This is a genomic window from Streptomyces sp. NPDC030995 (genome assembly GCF_055571215.1).
Map to the genome: position 1 here is coordinate 108,348 of NZ_JBVIFS010000016.1, position 19,959 is coordinate 128,306.

Consider the following 19,959-nt stretch of genomic DNA (forward strand, 5'->3'; position numbering starts at 1 on the left):
CCGAACCGATGCTGACGCTTCACACCGCCGAACTCTTCGTCCCCGGCTCGGGATCCGCACCGCTCCAGGGCGGTGCGGTGCTCGTCGAGGGCGACCGGATCGCCCGCGTGGGGCCGTACGAGGAACTCGGCGCGGCCCATCCGCACGCCCGCGTCCGGCGCTGGCCCGGGGTGCTCACCCCGGGGCTGCTGGTGCGCGGGGCGGACGAGCTGCTGGAGCGGACGTACTACCCGGACGACCCGTACGAGGTCACCGAGCTCGGCGCCGACCCGATCAGCGGCGAGGACGCGCTGGAGGCCCTGAAGCTGACCGAGTCGCGGCGGGGCAACAGCGCCCGGCGGGGCACGCAGCGGCTGCTCGCCCGGGGCGTGGTGGCGGTGTGCGGCCGCTTCACGAGCGCGGCGGTGCGCACGGCGGTGGCCCGCTCGGGGCTGACGATCCTGCCGCCGGCGCCCTACGAGGGGCCGGCCGCGCTGGATCCGTTCGCCGGGCGGGACGCGGCGCGGGAGGCCTTCCACGGGGCCCTGGAGCCAGGCGTGCCGGCCCGCTTCGCGGTGTTCGCGGTGGCGGACGAGGCGGAGCTGCTGGAGCGGGGCGCGACCACGTGCGTGGCCACGGTCATCGGGGGCCGGCTGTTGCACCGCCGCCGCTGAGGCGGGCGTCCTCCTCGCGGGCGAGGGCGGCGAGCAGACAGGCCTGGAGGCGGCTGATCCCGCCCAGCTTGGCCCGTATGTTCACGACGTGGAACTTGACCGTGCTGACGGACAGTTGAAGCTCGACGGCGAGCTCCTTGTTGGAGGCGCCGGTGGCCAGGCACAGGAACACGGCCGACTCCTGTTCGGTCAACTGGGTCTCGGCCGGCCCGCTTTCGGTCAGCTGCGCCTCGGCCGGCTCCTCGTACGTGGGAAACCACGCGGGGACGCTGAAGCTGACGACGCGCACGGTTTCCACTCTCAGGGGGTGTCTTGCCGATCGGGCCGGGCTCGCGGTGTCTGGCGCCGCACCTCGCCGCGTTCTCGTCGGTCGCCGACGCTCCGCGTCGACTCGCTCCTCGGCCTTGCGATGCACGGCACCAGACACCGCTCCCTGATCCGGCCCGATCGGCAAGACACCCCCAGCCCCCCGGCCGGCACCATCTGTGACCGGCTCTCCCCCCTAAGGGACGCGCGGACCGGACAGATAAGTTCCGTTCTCGTCATACGGCCAGGCATTGGACTTGCAGCCGAGCAGGCCCTTGATCTGCTGCATCATCGCGGGCGCGGGCTTGCCGGGGCCCGGGCAGGTCTCGTGCTCGCGGCCGATCTCGTGCCCGACCTCGTGGTTGACGATCAGCGCCCGGTACTCCTCCACCGTGCCGCTGAACTGCGGCGAACCCTCCTGCCAGCGCTTGAGGTTCACCACGACGGTGTGCCCGGCACGGCAGTTGGTCTCGCCGATGAGCTCGGGCGTGACCACCTCGCACAGGCGGTCCGTGGTCGTCGGCGTCGCGATCTTGACGGTGAAGTCCACCGGCTGGCCCGCCCCGACGAGCTGGAACCCGTACGCCGGGTCCTTGGTCCAGCCGCGCGGATCCCCGAGGATCGCCTCGACCGAGCGGGCGGCGGACTCCGGGTCGACCCCGCTGCCCTCCTCGACCTCGATCCGCCAGCGCAGCGCGGACCCCTTGCCCTGCGCCTGACCGGCGGCGGTGGAGGCCGTGAAGACGCCCGGCCTGGCGGGGGTCGCGGGTGCGCCGGTGGTCGGCGCGGGCGCGGCCGGGGGCTGCTGCTGCGAGGGCGCGGCCGAGGACTTCACCGGCGCGGGGGACTTCTTGCCGCCCTGGGGCACCGGCTTGCCGGCACCGTCGGACTCCCCCTCCTGCTCCTCGGGCTGGACCGCCGTCCGGCCCCCGGCGAGCGGGGCGGCATCGTCCCGGGGCAGCAGCGCGTACGCGGTCGCCGAGACCGCGACCAGCGCCGCCGAGCCGATGAGGATGGTGCGCCGCAGCCGCTTGCGCCGCTCCGCCCGGCGCCTGGCGCGCGGGCCGCTGCGTCTGGAGCGACCGGTGGAATGGCCTGCCGGCATCGTGAAGCCCTTTGTTCCCGGCGGCCACTGCCGGACCGGCCACGACTCGGGCCCTGATCCGGCGGGTGACCCTCACCGGGCCGCACGCTGCCAGTCAACGCGCCCGCGGGGTGGCGGCGTAACTGTCCTTCGGACCAGTTCTGCGGCAGCGGTGGAGCCCCCGCCGCCGGGGGCGGCGCAGCCTGAGAGGATGGGACCGTACCCACCCGCCGATCCGCATCGCACACCGAGGGGCGAACGCCAGTGACAAGGGCATCCCTGGACAAGCAGCCGCACGAGGTCGCCTCCATGTTCGACGGGGTCGCGAAGAACTACGACCTCACCAACGACGTCCTCTCCCTCGGCCAGGCCCGGCTGTGGCGCAAGGAGGTCGCCAAGGCGGTCGGCGCGCGCCCCGGACAGCACGTCCTCGACCTGGCCGCCGGCACCGCGACCTCCTCGCTGCCCTTCGCCGCCACCGGCGCGTACGTCGTCCCCTGCGACTTCTCCCTCGGCATGCTCCGCGAGGGCAAGAAGCGCAACCCCTGGCTGCCGCTGACGGCGGGCGACGCGACCCGGCTGCCGTTCAAGGACGACGTCTTCGACACCGTGACGATCAGCTTCGGCCTGCGCAACGTCCAGGACACCGACGCCGCCCTGCGCGAGCTGTACCGGGTGACCAAGCCCGGTGGCCAGGTCGTCATCTGCGAGTTCTCGCAGCCCACCTGGGCGCCCTTCCGCACGGTGTACACGGAGTACCTGATGCGCGCCCTGCCGCCGGTGGCCCGCGCCGTCTCCTCCAACCCCGACGCGTACGTGTACCTCGCCGAGTCCATCCGCGAATGGCCCGACCAGCCCGCGCTCGCCGGCCTCCTCCAGAAGGCCGGCTGGTCCAAGGTCGCGTGGCGCAACCTCAGCGGCGGCATCGTCGCGCTGCACCGGGGCATCAAGGACTGACCGCCGTGCCCGACGCTGCGCCCGTGAACCACGGGCCACTGCTGAAGCAGATCGCGGCCGACATCGCCCCGCTGGTGGGCAGCGGCACCCCCGCCGAGTACATCCCGGCGCTGGCCTCCGTGGACCCGCGGCGGTTCGGCATGGCCATCGCCGACCTCGACGGCAACGTCTCCGGGGTGGGGGACTGGCAGGTGCCCTTCTCCGCCCAGTCCATCACCAAGGTCTTCGCGCTCGCCCTGGCGCTGGCCGAGGGCGGCGACAGCCTGTGGGAGCGGGTCGGCCGGGAGCCGTCCGGCAACCCCTTCAACTCGCTCGTGCAGCTGGAGTACGAGAACGGCATTCCGCGCAATCCGTTCATCAACGCGGGCGCGCTGGTGGTCACGGACCGGCTCCAGACTTTGACGGGCGACGCGAGCAGCGAACTGCTGGAATTCCTGCGGGCGGAGAGCCGGAACCCGGGCATCGGCTTCGACGCCGAGGTCGCGGCCTCCGAGCAGGAACACGGCGACCGCAACGCGGCCGTCGCCCACTTCATGGCCTCGTACGGCAACATCGACAACCCCGTGCCGGCCCTCCTCGAGCACTACTTCTGGCAGTGCTCGATCGAGATGAGCTGCGCCGACCTGGCCCTCGCCGGCCTCTTCCTGGCCCGCCACGGCCTCCGCGCGGACGGCTCCCGGCTGCTGACGCGCAGCGAGGCCAAGCAGATCAACGCGGTGATGCTGACGTGCGGGACGTACGACGCGGCGGGCGAGTTCGCCTACCGCGTCGGCCTGCCGGGCAAGAGCGGAGTCGGCGGCGGCATCGTGGCGGTCGTCCCGGGCCAGTGCGTGTTGGCGGTCTGGAGCCCGGGCCTGGACGCCCGGGGCAACTCGGTGGCGGGCGTGGCCGCCCTGGACCGCTTCACGACCCTGACGGGCCTGTCGGTGTTCTAGGGGGCGTACGACTGCTGATTGCCCGGCCGCCTTCGGGTCAGGCGTCGAAGTCGTACTCCAGCACGTAGGAAGCGGCGTCCAGGGTCATCTCATCGACCTCAACGGCCCGCCCGCCTTCGGCGAACGCGGTGCGGACGATCTGGATGACGGGTGTGCCCATGGAGAGCGAGAGCAGCTCGGCCTCACCGGCTGACGGCATCCGGGAGCGGATCTCCTCACGGAAGTGAACGGGCTCGTGCCCCAGCTCGGCCAGTCTCGCGTACGTGGGCGGCCTGGTGCCGTCGGCCAGATCTGCCGGTGGGGTGATTCCTCACCTCAGCCGAGCTCTACCCGCATGAGAGCGGCGTTGCCCCACAAACCCACGGGCAGACCGGGGCAATTGGGGCAAACTGACGGCCTTTCCGGCGACCCGCCCTCTCTGACCGGGGTACAGCTCGGTATGGCCGCTGTCGGACGCTTGCACTTCCCCAGACGGCCGTCAGACGCCATCTTCGAGGGCACCGATAGGTCGTGGGCGGCTTATGACCAGCCCCAGACGGCCGTTCGCCGCCGTCATCGGGAAGCGCGTAGCGATCCGTGCGGCCTATGACCAGCCCCGGACGGCCGCCGGACGCCGTCGTCGAGGAGCGCGTAGCGATGTGACGCGTCCACCCCGTCTGATTGGTCGCCGGCTCGGTCTGGGCGCCGTCTGGTGGAGCTTTGGTAGCCCCCGACCCCGGATCCGATGTGAACGGGGCCCGCTCCTGGGGATCTGCCCGCCGAACCGAGCCCGCGCATCTCCGATCTCCCCGTCCCTGAAACTGAACACCCGGCCCGTTCCTTTGGGGGTTTCCCGTCGGTCTTCGTATGTCCGTGGCGGGACGGTCGGTCAAGGGTGGCCGAAGGCCATCGCGCAGCGACGCGACGACGAAGGAGGAGCGCCCTTGAGGGACCGGCCCGACACGGAGAGACGATGAGACTGACGGGAAACCCCCAAACCCTCTCTGATCCCGCTTGAGGGGCTCCCGCCCATCGAAGCCGCCGCCCCACAGGCCGGAACCGCCCCGGCGGAGTCTCGCCGACCCCCGCCCCCGACCGGCAAGCCCTCAGCCCCCGCCCCACCGCCGACGGGGGCGGGTGGGCAACCACCGCATGCGAGCGGGGGGCCAAGGGGGCGGAAACCCCGCACGCGCGTGAACTCGTACCCCCCGCCCCTTCCTCAGTCCCGCCCGAGCGTCAGCTCGTACCGGCGGCCCCGCCGGTGTCCCCCCGGCAGGGGAAAGGTTTCAGCCAAGGTCATGCCCAGCCGCTCCGCCACCGCGATCGACCGCGCATTTGCATCGTCGATCATCGCCACCACAGACGGAACCCCCGCCTCCCGGACCCGCTCCAGCGTGGCCAGCGCAGCGGCGTACGCGTACCCCCGCCCCCACGCGGAGCGACCCAGCCGCCACCCGATCTCGATCTCCCCGACCGGCCCCCACTCCTTCTCCCGGGGCCACGGCTGCGCGCCGGTGAAGCCGATGACCGTGCCCTCCGCGTCGAGCAGGGTCCACAGGCAGTAGCCGAGCTGGGCGTCGTGCATGCGCTGGCGCGCGGTGATCTCCTCGTACGCGGACAGCTCGGCGGGACCGCCGAGGAACTCCATGACGTCGGGGTCGGCGAAGACGTGGTGCCAGGCGTGCGCGTCCTCGTCGGTGGGCACGCGGAGCTGTACGGCGGGGAGCGGCCGGGTCGGCGAGGTGGTCACAGGGGCAGCCCTTCGGTTCGCGATCTCTCTCGCTGCATAGACTGCACATGTCCGGTGCCGTTGGGCACCCTTTATCGAGCCTTCGGGAGACCCCGCAGTGACCGAGCTCCTCTCCGAACACACCGCGGACGTGATCGTCGTCGGGGCCGGGCCCGCCGGCTCGACCACCGCCTACTACCTCGCCAAGGCCGGATTGGACGTCCTGCTGCTGGAGAAGACGGCGTTCCCGCGCGAGAAGGTGTGCGGCGACGGCCTGACCCCGCGTGCCACCAAGCAGCTGGTGGCGATGGGCATCGACATCTCCGAAGAGGCCGGCTGGCTGCGCAACAAGGGCCTGCGCATCATCGGCGGCGGGCAGCGGCTCCAGCTGGATTGGCCGGAACTCGCCTCCTACCCGGACTACGGACTCGTCCGCAAGCGCGACGACTTCGACGAGACCCTGGCCCGGCAGGCGCAGAAGGCCGGCGCCCGGCTCTACGAGCGCTGCAACGTCGGCGAGCCCGTACGCGACCCGCGCACCGGCCACATCACGGGCGTGCAGGCGAAGCTGGGCGAGGAGAAGACCCCGGTCACCTTCCACGCCCCCCTCGTCGTCGCCGCCGACGGCAACTCCTCCCGCCTCTCCCTGGCGATGGGCCTGCACCGCCGCGAGGACCGCCCGATGGGCGTGGCCGTGCGCACGTACTTCACCTCGCCCCGCCACGACGACGACTACCTGGAGTCCTGGCTGGAGCTGTGGGACCGGCGCGGCGCGCAGGACCGGCTGCTGCCGGGCTACGGCTGGATCTTCGGCATGGGCGACGGTACGTCCAACGTCGGCCTCGGCATCCTCAACTCCTCCTCCGCCTTCAAGGAGCTGGACTGGCGCGAGGTCCTCAAGGCCTGGTGCGCCTCGATGCCCGAGGACTGGGGCTACACGCCCGAGAACATGACGCAGCCGATCCGCGGCGCGGCCCTGCCGATGGCCTTCAACCGGCAGCCGCACTACACCAAGGGCCTGCTGCTGGTCGGTGACGCGGGCGGCCTCGTCAACCCGTTCAACGGCGAGGGCATCGCGTACGCCATGGAGTCGGGCCAGATCGCGGCCGACGTCATCGTGCAGGCGCACGCCCGGGCCACCCCGGCGCAGCGCGAGCTGGCGCTGCACAACTACCCGAAGGTCCTCAAGGAGACCTACGGCGGCTACTACACGCTGGGCCGCGCCTTCGTGAAGCTGATCGGCAACCCGAAGGTCATGAAGGTCGCCACGCAGCGCGGCCTGACCCACCCGGTGCTGATGAAGTTCACGCTGAAGATGCTGGCCAACCTGACCGACCCGACGGGCGGCGACGCGATGGACCGCATCATCAACGGCCTGTCGAAGGTGGCCCCGAAGGCCTGATCGAGCCGCAGGGCGGCGGCGCCCCTCGTGGGCGCCGCGCGCTCAGCCGCCGCGCGCTCAGTCGTCGGCGCTCAGCCGTCGGCGTTCGTGCTCGGCTCCGTGTCCGGGGTGCCGTGCACGGTGCGCACGCATCTGGCCAGCAGCACCAGCCCGCACACCAGGAGCGCCCCCGAGGCGGTCCAGCCGAGGCCCAGCGTGAGCGGGTGGCCCGGCTTCTGCCAGGGGCGGGCGGTGGTCAGCAGCCAGCCGCCGACGGCGAGCAGGGCGAGCCCGAGCGCGGCCGGAACCGCGGTGGGGTCGTCGGCGCCGTGGTACTCGTACGACTTCGGCATCGGCGTCACGGGACCACCACCTCCAGGGTCGAACGATCAAATCGCGCCACGGCCCATCTTCGCAGGGCCGAGGCCGGTTCGATACGGGTCGCCCACCAGGCGGTCCGTCAGGCGGGCATGACGAAGGGCCGGTACTCCACCCCCGAGCGGGGGAGTACCGGCCCTTCGTGATGCGCTGACGACTCAGAGGACGACTCAGAGGACGCGGACGGCGCCCGTCGGCTTGTCGTAGCTCAGGCTGCGCTCGACGATGCCCGTGCTGGAGTTCTGCGCGCCGACGAACTTGCCGCCGCCGACGTAGATGGCGACGTGGTACGCGCTGCCGCGGGAGCCCCAGTACAGGATGTCGCCGGGCTGGAGGGCGCTCAGCGAGACCGAGGTGCCGGACGAGGACTGCGCCTGGGACATGCGCGGCAGGGAGATGCCGGCCTGGCGGTAGGCGGCCTGGACGAGGCCGGAGCAGTCGAAGGAGTTCGGACCGGTTCCGCCCGAAACGTACGCCTTGCCGACCTGCGCGCGGGCGAAGTTGACGATCGCGGCGGCGGAGCCGGTGGCCGGGGCGGTGACGGTGCCGGAGCCCTGGGCGGTGGAGCCGGAGCCGGAGGCGGAGGTGCTCTGGAGCTTGGTGCGGTCGGAGCTGCGGTTCGCGCGCTCGGCCTCGGCCTTGCGCTCCGCCTCGTCCTTGGCCTTCTTCTCCTCGTCGGCCTTCTTCTGAGCCTCTTCCTTGGCCTGCTTCGCCTCGGCGGCGGCGCCGGTACGGGCGCTCTCCTCCTGGGCGTTCAGCTCGCCCTCGACGGCCGCGAGGCGGGTGTTCTCGGCGGCCTGGGTGACGGCGGAGGAGACCTCGGCGCCCAGGTCCAGGTTCAGGACCGGCATTTCGAGCGTCGTCTCGGCCACGGGCTCGGCGGGGGACGCGCTCGCGGTGCCGGCCATGGCCAGGGTGCTGAGGACGCCACCGGCAACTCCGGCGCGGACCGCGAGCTTCGAGGCGCTGCGGCGGGGCTTCCGGTGGCTGGGTATGTGAGCGGTGTGGGACATGAGTACAACCGCTATCAGGGGGTCAGGGTTCCCTTCAAGAAACGTGGCTTGCGCCACAGTTGCGCGCGAAGGCCGCTAACCGGGCGCGTCTCGACCCTTATTGACGCCGTAACGGGCGAAACGGACAGGGCTCCGCAGGGCTGTGATCATGGGGTTTCCGCAATAAGTCCGAATTGATCCTCGACCTACCATCCCTCCGCACAGATGGCCAAGCCCTGTTTCGGAACCGCTGATTCAGAGTGGCGCAGGTCACAGGAGCGTCACATGATGCGGACGTTGTGGGCCGGCCGTGACCTTCCTGTGAACCGGCCGAGAGCTTGCCGTGAAGTTCCCGGTGGGATTCGCCGTGGAGTGAGCCTCGGGATGAGCCGTGGGGTGAGCCGTGGAGTGCGCCGCGATCTTCGCCGTGATCTTCACCGTGATCTTCGCCGGAGGTTCGTGAACGGATGCACGCGCCCGGGCCGCCGTCGCACCCCGTATACCCCGCGTCCACCTCCGTACGCACGGGCTCCCCCGACCGGGCGACGCCGATCCCTTTATCATCACAGCGGCCGAGTCGCCAATTTGCCTGCAATGGCCATCATTTGATAGAGCGGCCCGCCCTCTACCTGCGGTAACGAGGCCGGATGTCACCTTTGGTGATCATGTGGATGCTTCGCGTACGAAGATCACCACTCATCGGGCTTCATGATCGTTCGTCAGGTGGTGGAGATCACAAACTCGGTGTTGTAACCCGTGTCGCAGATCACAGACGGGCGGGCATAAGATGCGCAGCAGTCCGGCTTGTGAACTGCCTCACATGCAGAGGCGGGGCACTCGGCGCCGGCAGCGGTCCAACGGTCAAGGACGACTGGAAGGAGCGAGGAGCGTGAATGCGTACGCGCCCATCCTCGTGCTCGGCGCCCTCGGCGCAGGGTTTGCGATCTTCTCCGTGGTCATGGCCACGCTGATCGGCCCAAAACGGTACAACCGGGCGAAGCTCGAGGCGTACGAGTGCGGCATCGAGCCGACTCCCACGCCGGCCGGCGGCGGCCGCTTCCCCATCAAGTACTACCTGACGGCGATGCTCTTCATCATCTTCGATATCGAGGTCGTCTTCCTCTACCCCTGGGCCGTCACCTTCGACTCCCTGGGGATCTTCGGGCTCGTCGAGATGCTGCTCTTCGTGCTCACCGTCTTCGTCGCCTACGCCTACGTCTGGCGCCGCGGCGGCCTGGAATGGGACTGAGGGGCTGAATTCCATGGGACTGGAAGAGAAGCTGCCGAGCGGCTTTCTGCTGACCACCGTCGAACAGGCCGCGGGCTGGGTGCGCAAGTCATCCGTCTTCCCTGCGACCTTCGGCCTCGCCTGCTGCGCCATCGAGATGATGACCACCGGAGCGGGCCGGTACGACCTGGCCCGCTTCGGCATGGAGGTCTTCCGCGGTTCCCCGCGCCAGGCCGATCTGATGATCGTGGCCGGCCGGGTCAGCCAGAAGATGGCGCCCGTGCTGCGGCAGGTGTACGACCAGATGCCCGCTCCCAAATGGGTCATCTCCATGGGGGTTTGTGCATCTTCGGGCGGAATGTTCAACAACTACGCGATCGTCCAGGGCGTGGACCACATCGTCCCGGTGGACATCTACCTGCCCGGCTGCCCACCGCGCCCCGAGATGCTGATGGACGCGATCCTCAAGCTCCACCAGAAGATCCAGGGCTCCAAGCTCGGCGTGAACCGGGAAGAGGCGGCCCGTGAGGCGGAGGAGGCGGCCCTCAAGGCCCTCCCCATCATCGAGATGAAGGGGCTGCTCCGGTGAGTGAGACCCGCGAACCCAACCCCGACAAGGAACTCAGCCGCGAGAACCTCCCCGGCCAGCGCGGGGACCACGGCGAGGAGGTCCGCGTCCAGCGCGGCATGTTCGGCGCCCGCAACGGCGGCGACACCTCCGGCTATGGCGGCCTCGTGCGCTCCGTGCGCCTGCCCGGCCCGGCCGTCCGCCCGTACGGCTCCTACTTCGACGAGGTGGCCGACGAGCTCGAAGGCGCCCTGGAGGAGCAGGACCTGGTCCCGGAGAACGCCATCGAGAAGACGGTCGTCGACCGGGGCGAGCTCACCTTCCACATCGCCCGCGAGCACCTCGTCCGGGTCGCGAGCACCCTGCGCGACGACCCGGCCCTGCGCTTCGAACTCTGCACGGGCGTATCCGGGGTGCACTACCCCGGGGACAAGGGCCGCGAGCTGCACGCCGTCTACCACCTGCGCTCGCTCACCCACGGCCGGATCCTGCGGCTGGAGGTGTCCGTCCCGGACAGCGACCCGCACGTCCCGTCGCTCGTCTCCCTCTACCCGACCAACGACTGGCACGAGCGCGAGACGTACGACTTCTTCGGCCTGATCTTCGACGGGCACCCGGCCCTCACCCGGATCATGATGCCGGACGACTGGCAGGGCTTCCCGCAGCGCAAGGACTACCCGCTCGGCGGCATCGCCATCGAGTACAAGGGCGCCCAGATCCCGGCTCCCGACCAGCGGAGGTCGTACAGCTGATGTCCACGTCAAACCACGCCTCCCACGCCTCCTCCCGCGAGACGACCGAAGGCCTCGTCTACACCGTCACCGGCGGCGACTGGGACGAGGTCGTCCAGTCCGCGGCCAAGGCCGACGACGAGCGGATCGTCGTCAACATGGGCCCCCAGCACCCGTCCACCCACGGAGTGCTCCGCCTGATCCTGGAGATCGACGGCGAGACGGTCACCGAAGCCCGCTGCGGCATCGGCTACCTGCACACCGGCATCGAGAAGAACCTCGAGTACCGGAACTGGACGCAGGGCACCACCTTCGTCACGCGCATGGACTACCTGACGCCGTTCTTCAACGAGACGGCGTACTGCCTCGGCGTCGAGAAGCTGCTCGGCATCACCGACCAGATCCCGGACCGCGCCACCGTCATCCGCGTCCTGCTGATGGAACTCAACCGGCTCTCCTCCCACCTGGTGTGCATCGCCACCGGCGGCATGGAGCTGGGCGCGACCACGATCATGATCTACGGCTTCCGCGACCGCGAGCTGATCCTCGACATCTTCGAGCTGATCACCGGGCTGCGCATGAACCACGCGTTCGTCCGCCCCGGCGGCCTCGCGCAGGACCTGCCCCCGGGCGCCGTCGACCAGCTGCGCGAGTTCGTCAAGACCATGAAGAAGAACCTGCCGGAGTACGACAAGCTCGCCACCGGCAACCCCATCTTCAAGGCCCGCATGCAGGACGTCGGCTACCTCGACCTCACCGGAGCCATGGCGCTCGGCGCCACCGGCCCGATCCTGCGCTCCGCCGGCCTGCCGCACGACCTGCGCAAGTCGGACCCGTACTGCGGTTACGAGAACTACGAGTTCGACGTGCCGACCACCGAGACCTGCGACTCCTACGGGCGGTTCCTGATCCGCCTGGAGGAGATGCGCCAGTCGCTGCGGATCGTCGAGCAGTGCCTGGAGCGGCTGGAGCCGGGCCCGGTGATGGTCGCCGACAAGAAGATCGCCTGGCCGGCGCAGCTCGCGATGGGCCCGGACGGCCTCGGCAACTCGCTCGACCACATCCGGAACATCATGGGCACCTCCATGGAGGCCCTCATCCACCACTTCAAGCTGGTGACCGAGGGCTTCCGGGTACCGGCCGGACAGGCGTACGCGGCCGTCGAGTCGCCCAAGGGCGAGCTCGGCGTCCACGTGGTCTCCGACGGCGGAACCCGCCCCTACCGGGTCCACTTCCGCGACCCGTCCTTCACCAACCTGCAGGCCATGGCCGCGATGTGCGAGGGCGGCCAGGTCGCCGACGTCATCGTCGCCGTCGCCTCCATCGACCCCGTGATGGGAGGCGTCGACCGATGACAGACATTTCTCTGGGCATGCCGCAGCTGCCGGCCCCCGACTTCCCGGCGGAGGTGCGCGAGCGCCTCGCCGCGGACGCCGCCGAGGTCATCGCCCGCTACCCCGACAGCCGCTCCGCGCTGCTGCCGCTGCTGCACCTGTGCCAGTCCGAGGAGGGCTACGTCTCGCGCACCGGCGTCCGCTTCTGCGCCGAGGTGCTGGGCCTGACCACCGCCGAGGTGACGGCGGTGGCGACCTTCTACACGATGTACCGGCGCAGGCCCTCCGGGGACTACCAGGTAGGCGTCTGCACGAACACGCTGTGCGCGGTCATGGGCGGCGACGCCATCTTCGAGGAGCTCAAGGAGCACCTCGGGGTCGGCAACAACGAGACCACCGCCGACGGCAAGGTCACCCTCGAACACATCGAGTGCAACGCGGCCTGCGACTACGCCCCCGTGGTGATGGTCAACTGGGAGTTCTTCGACAACCAGACCCCCGAGTCCGCCAAGGCCATGGTGGACGACCTGCTGGCCGGCCGCGAGGTCGCGCCGACCCGGGGCGCGCCGCTGTGCACGTACAAGGAGACCGCCCGGATCCTGGCCGGGTTCCCGGACGAGCGCGAGGGTGCGGTCGGGGCGAGCGGCGGGGCCGGCGCCGCCTCCCTGATCGGACTGCGCATCGCCCGCGGCGAGTCCCCGCACACCCCGATCGTCCACCCGCGGGGCGAATCGCGTGGCGAGTCCCGTGGCGAGAGCACCACCGAGGGAGGGGAGTGATGTCCGTGTCTACCGAACTCAGCAAGAACGGAACGAGCCCGGAGAAGCTTCTCGCCCCCGTCCTGTCGGCCTTCTGGGACGAGCCGCAGTCGTGGACGCTGGAGACCTACCGGCGCCACGAGGGCTACGAGGGCCTGCGCAAGGCCCTCGCGATGACCCCGGACGACCTGATCGCCTATGTGAAGGACTCGGGCCTGCGCGGCCGCGGCGGCGCGGGCTTCCCCACCGGAATGAAGTGGCAGTTCATTCCGCAGGGCGACGGAAAGCCGCACTACCTCGTGGTGAACGCGGACGAGTCGGAGCCGGGAACCTGCAAGGACATCCCCCTCCTCTTCGCCAACCCGCACTCCCTCATCGAGGGAATGATCATCGCCTGCTACGCGATCCGCTCGCAGCACGCCTTCATCTACCTGCGCGGTGAGGTGGTGCCGGTCCTGCGGCGCCTGCACGAGGCGGTGCGCGAGGCGTACGAGGCCGGTTACCTCGGGAAGGACATCCTCGGGAGCGGGCTCGACCTTGACATCACGGTGCACGCGGGGGCGGGCGCGTACATCTGCGGCGAGGAGACGGCGCTGCTCGACTCCCTCGAAGGCCGGCGCGGTCAGCCCCGGCTGCGTCCTCCCTTCCCTGCCGTCGAGGGGCTCTACGCGTGCCCCACTGTCGTGAACAACGTCGAGTCCATCGCCTCGGTTCCCGCGATCCTGAACAAGGGCAAGGACTGGTTCAAGGCGATGGGGACCGAGAAGTCCCCCGGCTTCACCCTGTATTCGCTCTCCGGGCACGTCGCCGGCCCCGGCCAGTACGAGGCCCCGCTCGGCATCACCCTGCGCCAGCTCCTCGACATGAGCGGCGGCATGCGGCCCGGGCACCGGCTGAAGTTCTGGACCCCGGGCGGCTCCTCCACCCCGATGTTCACGGACGAGCACCTCGACGTCCCGCTCGACTACGAGGGCGTGGGCGCGGCCGGCTCGATGCTCGGCACCAAGGCGCTCCAGTGCTTCGACGAGACGACCTGCGTGGTGCGGGCCGTCACCCGGTGGACCGAGTTCTACGCCCACGAGTCCTGCGGCAAGTGCACCCCCTGCCGCGAAGGCACGTACTGGCTGGTCCAGTTGCTCCGCGACATCGAAGCCGGCAAGGGCGTCATGTCCGACCTCGACAAGCTGAACGACATCGCCGACAACATCAACGGCAAGTCCTTCTGCGCGCTCGGCGACGGCGCCGCCAGCCCGATCTTCTCCTCGCTCAAGTACTTCCGCGCGGAGTACGAGCAGCACATCACGGGCAGGGGCTGCCCCTTCGACCCCAAGAAGTCGACCCTCTGGGCTGACACGGAGGTGAACGCATGACCGTCACCAGTAACGCTCCCGCCGGTGGCGGAGGAGCGGTACCGCCGGAGAACCTGGTGTCCCTCACCATCGACGGCGCAGAGCTGTCGGTCCCCAAGGGCACCCTCGTCATCCGGGCCGCCGAACAGCTCGGCATCGAGATCCCGCGGTTCTGCGACCACCCCCTCCTCTCCCCGGCCGGCGCCTGCCGCCAGTGCATCGTCGAGGTCGAGGGCCAGCGCAAGCCGATGGCCTCCTGCACCATCACCTGCACCGACGGCATGGTCGTCAAGACCCAGCTGACGTCGGAGGTCGCCGACAAGGCCCAGCGCGGGGTGATGGAGCTGCTGCTCATCAACCACCCGCTGGACTGCCCGGTCTGCGACAAGGGCGGCGAGTGCCCCCTGCAGAACCAGGCGATGTCGCACGGCAACGCCGAATCGCGTTTCGAGGGCAAGAAGCGCACCTACGAGAAGCCCGTCGCGATCTCCACGCAGGTGCTGCTGGACCGCGAGCGGTGCGTGCTCTGCGCCCGCTGCACCCGCTTCTCCAACGAGATCGCCGGCGACCCGATGATCGAGCTGCTGGAGCGCGGCGCGCTCCAGCAGGTCGGCACCGGCGAGGGCGACCCCTTCGAGTCGTACTTCTCCGGCAACACCATCCAGATCTGCCCCGTCGGCGCGCTGACCTCGGCCGCCTACCGGTTCCGCTCCCGCCCCTTCGACCTCGTCTCCTCCCCGAGCGTGTGCGAGCACTGCGCGGGCGGCTGCGCGACCCGCACCGACCACCGCCGCGGCAAGGTGCTGCGGCGCCTCGCCGCGGACGACCCCGAGGTCAACGAGGAGTGGGTCTGCGACAAGGGCCGCTTCGGGTTCCGCTACGCGCAGCGCCCGGACCGGCTCACCACCCCGCTGGTGCGCGGCGCCGACGGGATCCTCGCCCCCGCGAGCTGGCCCGAGGCCCTGGAGGCCGCGGCGGGCGGGCTCGCCGCCGCGCGCGGCCGGGCCGGGGTGCTCACGGGCGGCCGGCTCACCGTCGAGGACGCCTACGCGTACGCCAAGTTCGCCCGGGTGGTGCTGGACACCAACGACATCGACTTCCGGGCCCGCGTGCACAGCGCGGAGGAGGCCGAGTTCCTGGCCGCCACCGTGGCCGGCACCGGCAAGGACCTCGACGGGTCGGGGGTCACGTACACCTCGCTGGAGGCGGCGCCGGCCGTCCTGCTCGCCGGCATCGAGGCGGAGGAGGAGGCCCCCGGCGTCTTCCTGCGGCTGCGCAAGGCCCACCGCAAGCACAAGCAGCGGACCTTCGCCCTCGCCCCCTTCGCCACCCGCGGCCTGGCGAAGGCGGGCGGCACGCTGCTGGCCGCCGCCCCCGGCACCGAGCCCGAGTGGCTGGAGGCGCTCGCCTCCCGGACCGGCCTGGAGGCGGGCGGCGCGGAAGCCTCCGAGGCGCTGCGCCGGCCCGGCGCGGTCATCGTCGTCGGGGAGCGGCTCGCCGGGGTGCCCGGCGCGCTGAGCGCCGCCGTACGGGCCGCCGCCGCGACCGGGGCCACGCTGGTGTGGATCCCGCGCCGGGCCGGGGAGCGGGCCGCCGTCGAGGCGGGCGCGCTGCCGTCCCTGCTGCCCGGCGGCCGCCCGGCCACCGACCCGCGGGCCCGCGACGAGGTCGCCACCGCCTGGGGCCTGGACGAACTCCCGCACCGCTACGGCCGCGACACCGGCCAGATCGTCGAGGCCGCCGCGACCCGGGAGCTCTCGGCGCTGCTGGTCGCGGGCGTGGAGGTCGGCGACCTGCCGGACCCGGCCCGCGCGCGGGCCGCCCTCCAGGAGGCCTTCGTGGTCTCGCTGGAACTGCGGCCGAGCGAGGTCACCGACCACGCGGACGTGGTCCTCCCGGTCGCCGCGGTGGCCGAGAAGGCGGGCGCGTTCATCAACTGGGAGGGCAGGGTCCGGCCGTTCGAGGCCGCGCTGAAGCCCGACCAGATGACCCGCCGCCTCGCCCCGGCCGACGCCCGCGTGCTGCACATGCTGGCCGACGCCGCCGACCGGCCGATCGCGCTGCCCGACGTACACGCCGTACGCCGGGAGCTCGACCGGCTCGGCGCGTGGGCCGGGGAGCGGGCCGCCGAGCAGTCCGCGGACACCGCGCCGCTGCCCCGCCCGGGCAGTGGCGAGGCGGTCCTCGCGGGCCACCGGCTCCTCCTCGACCTGGGCAGGCTCCAGGAGGGCGACGACGCCCTGGCCGGGACCCGGCACGAGGCGAGCGCCCGGCTGTCGGCCGCCACGGCCGCCGAGACGGGCGTCAAGAACGGCGACGTCCTCGCGGTCACCGGCCCCGCCGGATCCGTGGAACTGCCGCTGCGGATCACCGAGATGCCCGACCGTGTGGTCTGGCTCCCGCTGAACTCGGTGGGCGGTGGCGTGCTCGCCGACACGGGCGCCCGCCCGGGCACCCTCGTACGGATCGGTCCGGCGACCCCGGCCGACAGCAGCGACGCCACTGCGGAGGTGGGCGCGTGAACACCGTTCAGATCGCTGCCGAAGACCTCTCCTTGTTCGGCAAGGACGTCTGGTGGCTCGTCGTCGTCAAGGCGGTGTTCTGCTTCGCCTTCCTGATGGTGACCGTGCTCTTCTCCATCGTGTGGGAGCGCAAGGTCGTCGCCTGGATGCAGCTGCGCATCGGCCCGAACCGGCACGGCCCCTGGGGCATGCTCCAGTCGCTCGCCGACGGCGTGAAGCTGATGCTCAAGGAAGACATCATCGTCAAGCGGGCCGACAAGGTCGTCTACGTCCTGGCCCCGATCATCGCGGCGATCCCGGCCTTCATGGCCATCGCGGTGATCCCCTTCGGCCCCTCGGGCAACGAGGTCTCCATCTTCGGCCAGCGCACCACGATGCAGCTGACCGACCTGCCCATCGCGATGCTCTACATCCTCGCGGTGGCCTCGGTCGGCATCTACGGCATCGTCCTGGCGGGCTGGTCCTCCGGCTCCACCTACCCGCTCCTCGGCGGACTGCGCTCCTGCGCGCAGATGATCTCCTACGAGATCGCGATGGGCGCGGCCTTCGCCTCGGTCTTCCTCTACTCCGGGTCGATGTCGACCTCGGCGATCGTGGAGGCCCAGGCCGACCGCTGGTACATCGTCCTGCTGCCGGTCTCCTTCATCATCTACGTCATCACGATGGTCGGCGAGACGAACCGCGCCCCCTTCGACATGCCGGAGTCCGAGGGCGACCTGGTCGGCGGCTTCAACACCGAGTACTCGTCCATCAAGTTCGCGCTGTTCATGCTCGCCGAGTACGTCAACATGGTCACCGTCTCGGCGGTCTCCGTCACCCTCTTCCTGGGCGGCTGGCGGGCCCCGGCGCCGATCTCCACGTACTGGGAGGGCGCGAACCACGGCTGGTGGCCGATGCTCTGGTTCGTCCTCAAGGTGCAGCTGCTGCTGTTCTTCTTCATCTGGCTGCGCGGCACGCTGCCGCGCGTGCGCTACGACCAGCTGATGAAGCTCGGCTGGAAGGTCCTGATCCCGGTCTCCGTGGTCTGGCTGATGCTGGTGGCCACCGTCCGGGCGCTGCGCAACGAGCGGTACGACTTCAGCGAGATCGTCCTCTACGTCGGCGGCGGCGTCGTGGCGATCCTGCTGCTCTCCTTCGTGGCGGACGTCTTCCGCGACAAGCGGGAGAAGGAGGCGGCCGTGGAGGCCGTGCGGGACGCCGAGCCCTTCGACCCGCTGGCGGGCGGATTCCCCGTACCGCCCAAGCCCGGCCAGCACCTGGCACCCGTACCGCGCAGGCGGCCTCGCAGTGAGCGGGAGCTGATTGTCAGTGGCGGGACGAATACTGACAGTGACCGAGAGGAGGGTGCTGAGAATGTCTGACGCTGACCAGAGCGAGAAGTGGCAGAACCCGGTGGCGGGCTTCGGCGTGACCTTCAAGGCCATGTTCAAGAAGCGCCTCACCGAGCAGTACCCGGAGCAGCAGAAGACGACCGCCCCGCGCTTCCACGGACGGCACCAGCTCAACCGGCACCCGGACGGTCTGGAGAAGTGCATCGGGTGCGAGCTGTGCGCCTGGGCCTGTCCCGCCGACGCCATCTACGTGGAGGGCGCGGACAACACCGAGGAGGAGCGCTACTCCCCGGGCGAGCGGTACGGCGCGGTCTACCAGATCAACTACGCCCGCTGCATCCTGTGCGGGCTGTGCGTCGAGGCGTGCCCGACGAGGGCGCTGACCATGACGAACGAGTTCGAACTGGCCGACTCCAGCCGCGAATCGCTCATCTACACCAAGGAGCAGCTGCTCGCCGGCCTCACCGAGGGCATGGTCGAGGCACCGCACTCGGTCTTCCCCGGCACGGACGAGCAGGACTACTACCGCGGACTGGTGACGGGGGCCGCCCCCGGCACCGTCCGGCAGGTGGCCGTCTCCAAGGGCGAGGTCCCGGCGGACGCCGAGGAGGTGGAGGCATGAGCGCCCTCGCAGCCGCCTCCGTGACCTCCACGGGAGAGGCCGTCCAGTTCTGGATCCTCGGCACGGTCGCCGTCATCGGCGCGCTGGCCACGATCCTGATGAAGAAGGCCGTGCACAGCGCCCTCAGCCTGGCCGGGACGATGATCATCCTGGCGGTCTTCTACCTCGCGAACGGGGCGTACTTCCTGGGCGTCGTCCAGGTCATCGTCTACACCGGCGCGATCATGATGCTCTTCCTTTTCGTGGTCATGCTCGTCGGCGTCACCGCCGCCGACTCCCTGAAGGAGACCATCAAGGGACAGCGCTGGCTGGCCGTCCTGTGCGGACTCGGCTTCGGCATCCTGCTGATCGCCGGCATCGGCAACGCCAAGCTCGACCACTTCAACGGGCTCGGCCGGGTCAACTCCGCCGGACACGTCGAGGGCCTGGCCCAGCTGATCTTCACCAAGTACGTCTTCGCCTTCGAGATCACCGGCGCGCTGCTGATCACCGCGGCCGTCGGCGCGATGGTGCTCACCCACCGCGAGCGCACCGAACGGGCCGCCACCCAGCGCGAGCTGTCCGAGCGGCGCGTGCGCGAGGGCGTGCAGCTCCCGCCGCTGCCCGCGCCCGGCGTCTACGCCCGGCACAACGCGGTGGACGTCCCCGGCCTGCTCCCGGACGGCACCCCGTCCGAGCTCACGGTCAGCCAGACACTGCGCGCCCGCGGCCAGATCCGGGACGTCTCCAGCGAGGCGCTCTCCGACCTCAAGGCGCTGGAGCAGCGCTCCTCGGAGCGCCTCGGCCGTGACTCGCGTGAGGAGGCCTCGAAGTGAATCCGGTCAACTACCTGTACCTGGCGGCCCTGCTGTTCACCATCGGCGCGGCCGGAGTGCTGATCCGCAGGAACGCGATCGTGCTGTTCATGTGCGTCGAGCTGATGCTCAACGCCTGCAACCTCGCTTTCGTCGCCTTTTCCCGGATGCACGGCAACCTCGACGGCCAGATCATCGCGTTCTTCACGATGGTCGTCGCCGCCGCGGAGGTCGTGGTCGGCCTGGCGATCATCGTGTCGCTGTTCCGTACCCGCCACTCGGCCTCGGTCGACGACGCCAGCCTGATGAAGCTGTAAGGGGCGTTCAC

Annotated in this window: 20 protein-coding genes and 1 pseudogene; 15 read left to right on the forward strand and 6 right to left on the reverse strand. The window is 70.6% G+C overall.

Annotated features, from left to right (window positions below; translation table 11 throughout):
* Window positions 1–8 precede the first annotated feature (8 nt).
* The gene (locus tag ACZ45T_RS23565; RefSeq protein WP_468444378.1) at window positions 9–653 is read left to right on the forward strand and encodes an imidazolonepropionase-like domain-containing protein; all 645 of its coding nucleotides are present in this window, start codon (window positions 9–11) and stop codon (window positions 651–653) included.
* On the opposite strand, the gene ACZ45T_RS23570 is transcribed toward ACZ45T_RS23565, so the two are convergent.
* Both ACZ45T_RS23570 and ACZ45T_RS23575 read right to left on the reverse strand, forming a co-directional pair.
* Window positions 619–942, reverse strand: a complete 324-nt coding sequence (locus tag ACZ45T_RS23570; protein WP_468444380.1) for a response regulator transcription factor — start codon at window positions 940–942, stop codon at window positions 619–621. The genes ACZ45T_RS23565 and ACZ45T_RS23570 overlap by 35 nt on opposite strands.
* Window positions 943–1,155: 213 nt before the next feature.
* Window positions 1,156–2,064 carry a DUF3152 domain-containing protein gene (locus ACZ45T_RS23575; protein ID WP_468444382.1) on the reverse strand — a complete coding sequence of 303 codons (909 nt, stop codon included), beginning with the start codon at window positions 2,062–2,064 and terminating at the stop codon, window positions 1,156–1,158.
* Between the two features lie 243 nt (window positions 2,065–2,307).
* Between ACZ45T_RS23575 and ACZ45T_RS23580 the strand changes: the two genes are divergently transcribed.
* Window positions 2,308–3,000 (forward strand): demethylmenaquinone methyltransferase, encoded by a 693-nt coding sequence (locus tag ACZ45T_RS23580; RefSeq protein ID WP_468444384.1) that lies wholly within the window; start codon window positions 2,308–2,310, stop codon window positions 2,998–3,000.
* A gap of 23 nt (window positions 3,001–3,023) precedes the next feature.
* Window positions 3,024–3,935 (forward strand): glutaminase, encoded by a 912-nt coding sequence (locus ACZ45T_RS23585; protein WP_468444386.1) that lies wholly within the window; start codon window positions 3,024–3,026, stop codon window positions 3,933–3,935.
* Window positions 3,936–3,972: 37 nt separating this feature from the next.
* On the opposite strand, the pseudogene ACZ45T_RS23590 reads toward ACZ45T_RS23585, so the two are convergent.
* Together ACZ45T_RS23590 and ACZ45T_RS23595 are read right to left on the reverse strand one after the other, a co-directional pair.
* Window positions 3,973–4,233, reverse strand: a pseudogene (locus ACZ45T_RS23590) (UTRA domain-containing protein); the annotation flags it as partial.
* A 900-nt stretch (window positions 4,234–5,133) separates the two neighbouring features.
* Window positions 5,134–5,664 carry a GNAT family N-acetyltransferase gene (locus tag ACZ45T_RS23595; protein ID WP_468444388.1) on the reverse strand — a complete coding sequence of 177 codons (531 nt, stop codon included), beginning with the start codon at window positions 5,662–5,664 and terminating at the stop codon, window positions 5,134–5,136.
* A 97-nt stretch (window positions 5,665–5,761) separates the two neighbouring features.
* Here ACZ45T_RS23595 and ACZ45T_RS23600 point away from each other — a divergent pair, with 97 nt between their 5' ends.
* Window positions 5,762–7,045: a geranylgeranyl reductase family protein gene (locus ACZ45T_RS23600; protein WP_468444390.1), complete on the forward strand. Its 1,284-nt coding sequence runs from the start codon at window positions 5,762–5,764 to the stop codon at window positions 7,043–7,045.
* A gap of 71 nt (window positions 7,046–7,116) precedes the next feature.
* On the opposite strand, the gene ACZ45T_RS23605 is transcribed toward ACZ45T_RS23600, so the two are convergent.
* Window positions 7,117–7,386 carry a hypothetical protein gene (locus tag ACZ45T_RS23605; RefSeq protein WP_468444392.1) on the reverse strand — a complete coding sequence of 90 codons (270 nt, stop codon included), beginning with the start codon at window positions 7,384–7,386 and terminating at the stop codon, window positions 7,117–7,119.
* Between the two features lie 186 nt (window positions 7,387–7,572).
* Complete coding sequence (locus tag ACZ45T_RS23610; protein ID WP_468444394.1) at window positions 7,573–8,415, reverse strand: C40 family peptidase; 843 nt, start codon at window positions 8,413–8,415, stop codon at window positions 7,573–7,575.
* Window positions 8,416–9,283: 868 nt separating this feature from the next.
* Here ACZ45T_RS23610 and ACZ45T_RS23615 point away from each other — a divergent pair.
* From ACZ45T_RS23615 to nuoK, 11 genes are read left to right on the forward strand one after another with little or no spacing between them, the layout of a single operon-like run.
* Entirely contained in the window at window positions 9,284–9,643 is a 360-nt protein-coding gene (locus ACZ45T_RS23615; protein ID WP_453286932.1) for an NADH-quinone oxidoreductase subunit A, read from the forward strand.
* Window positions 9,644–9,656: 13 nt separating this feature from the next.
* On the forward strand, window positions 9,657–10,211 hold the full coding sequence (locus ACZ45T_RS23620) for a NuoB/complex I 20 kDa subunit family protein (RefSeq protein WP_030010012.1): 555 nt from the start codon (window positions 9,657–9,659) through the stop codon (window positions 10,209–10,211).
* Entirely contained in the window at window positions 10,208–10,942 is a 735-nt protein-coding gene (locus ACZ45T_RS23625; protein ID WP_468444397.1) for an NADH-quinone oxidoreductase subunit C, read from the forward strand. The genes ACZ45T_RS23620 and ACZ45T_RS23625 overlap by 4 nt, the downstream gene beginning before the upstream one ends.
* Window positions 10,942–12,276 (forward strand): NADH-quinone oxidoreductase subunit D, encoded by a 1,335-nt coding sequence (locus tag ACZ45T_RS23630; RefSeq protein ID WP_468444399.1) that lies wholly within the window; start codon window positions 10,942–10,944, stop codon window positions 12,274–12,276. Before ACZ45T_RS23625 ends, ACZ45T_RS23630 begins: the two co-directional genes overlap by 1 nt.
* Window positions 12,273–13,034 carry an NADH-quinone oxidoreductase subunit NuoE gene (nuoE, locus tag ACZ45T_RS23635; protein WP_468444401.1) on the forward strand — a complete coding sequence of 254 codons (762 nt, stop codon included), beginning with the start codon at window positions 12,273–12,275 and terminating at the stop codon, window positions 13,032–13,034. Before ACZ45T_RS23630 ends, nuoE begins: the two co-directional genes overlap by 4 nt.
* Window positions 13,034–14,383, forward strand: coding sequence for an NADH-quinone oxidoreductase subunit NuoF (gene nuoF, locus ACZ45T_RS23640; protein WP_468444403.1), 1,350 nt, complete (start codon window positions 13,034–13,036; stop codon window positions 14,381–14,383). Before nuoE ends, nuoF begins: the two co-directional genes overlap by 1 nt.
* The gene (locus ACZ45T_RS23645; protein WP_468444405.1) at window positions 14,380–16,884 is read left to right on the forward strand and encodes an NADH-quinone oxidoreductase subunit G; all 2,505 of its coding nucleotides are present in this window, start codon (window positions 14,380–14,382) and stop codon (window positions 16,882–16,884) included. The genes nuoF and ACZ45T_RS23645 overlap by 4 nt, the downstream gene beginning before the upstream one ends.
* Window positions 16,881–18,245, forward strand: a complete 1,365-nt coding sequence (gene nuoH, locus ACZ45T_RS23650; protein ID WP_468444407.1) for an NADH-quinone oxidoreductase subunit NuoH — start codon at window positions 16,881–16,883, stop codon at window positions 18,243–18,245. Before ACZ45T_RS23645 ends, nuoH begins: the two co-directional genes overlap by 4 nt.
* Complete coding sequence (nuoI, locus tag ACZ45T_RS23655; RefSeq protein ID WP_468444409.1) at window positions 18,238–18,837, forward strand: NADH-quinone oxidoreductase subunit NuoI; 600 nt, start codon at window positions 18,238–18,240, stop codon at window positions 18,835–18,837. The genes nuoH and nuoI overlap by 8 nt, the downstream gene beginning before the upstream one ends.
* Window positions 18,834–19,652 (forward strand): NADH-quinone oxidoreductase subunit J, encoded by an 819-nt coding sequence (locus ACZ45T_RS23660; RefSeq protein WP_468444411.1) that lies wholly within the window; start codon window positions 18,834–18,836, stop codon window positions 19,650–19,652. Before nuoI ends, ACZ45T_RS23660 begins: the two co-directional genes overlap by 4 nt.
* Window positions 19,649–19,948 carry an NADH-quinone oxidoreductase subunit NuoK gene (gene nuoK / locus ACZ45T_RS23665; protein WP_045946785.1) on the forward strand — a complete coding sequence of 100 codons (300 nt, stop codon included), beginning with the start codon at window positions 19,649–19,651 and terminating at the stop codon, window positions 19,946–19,948. The genes ACZ45T_RS23660 and nuoK overlap by 4 nt, the downstream gene beginning before the upstream one ends.
* The last annotated feature ends 11 nt before the right edge of the window (window positions 19,949–19,959 follow it).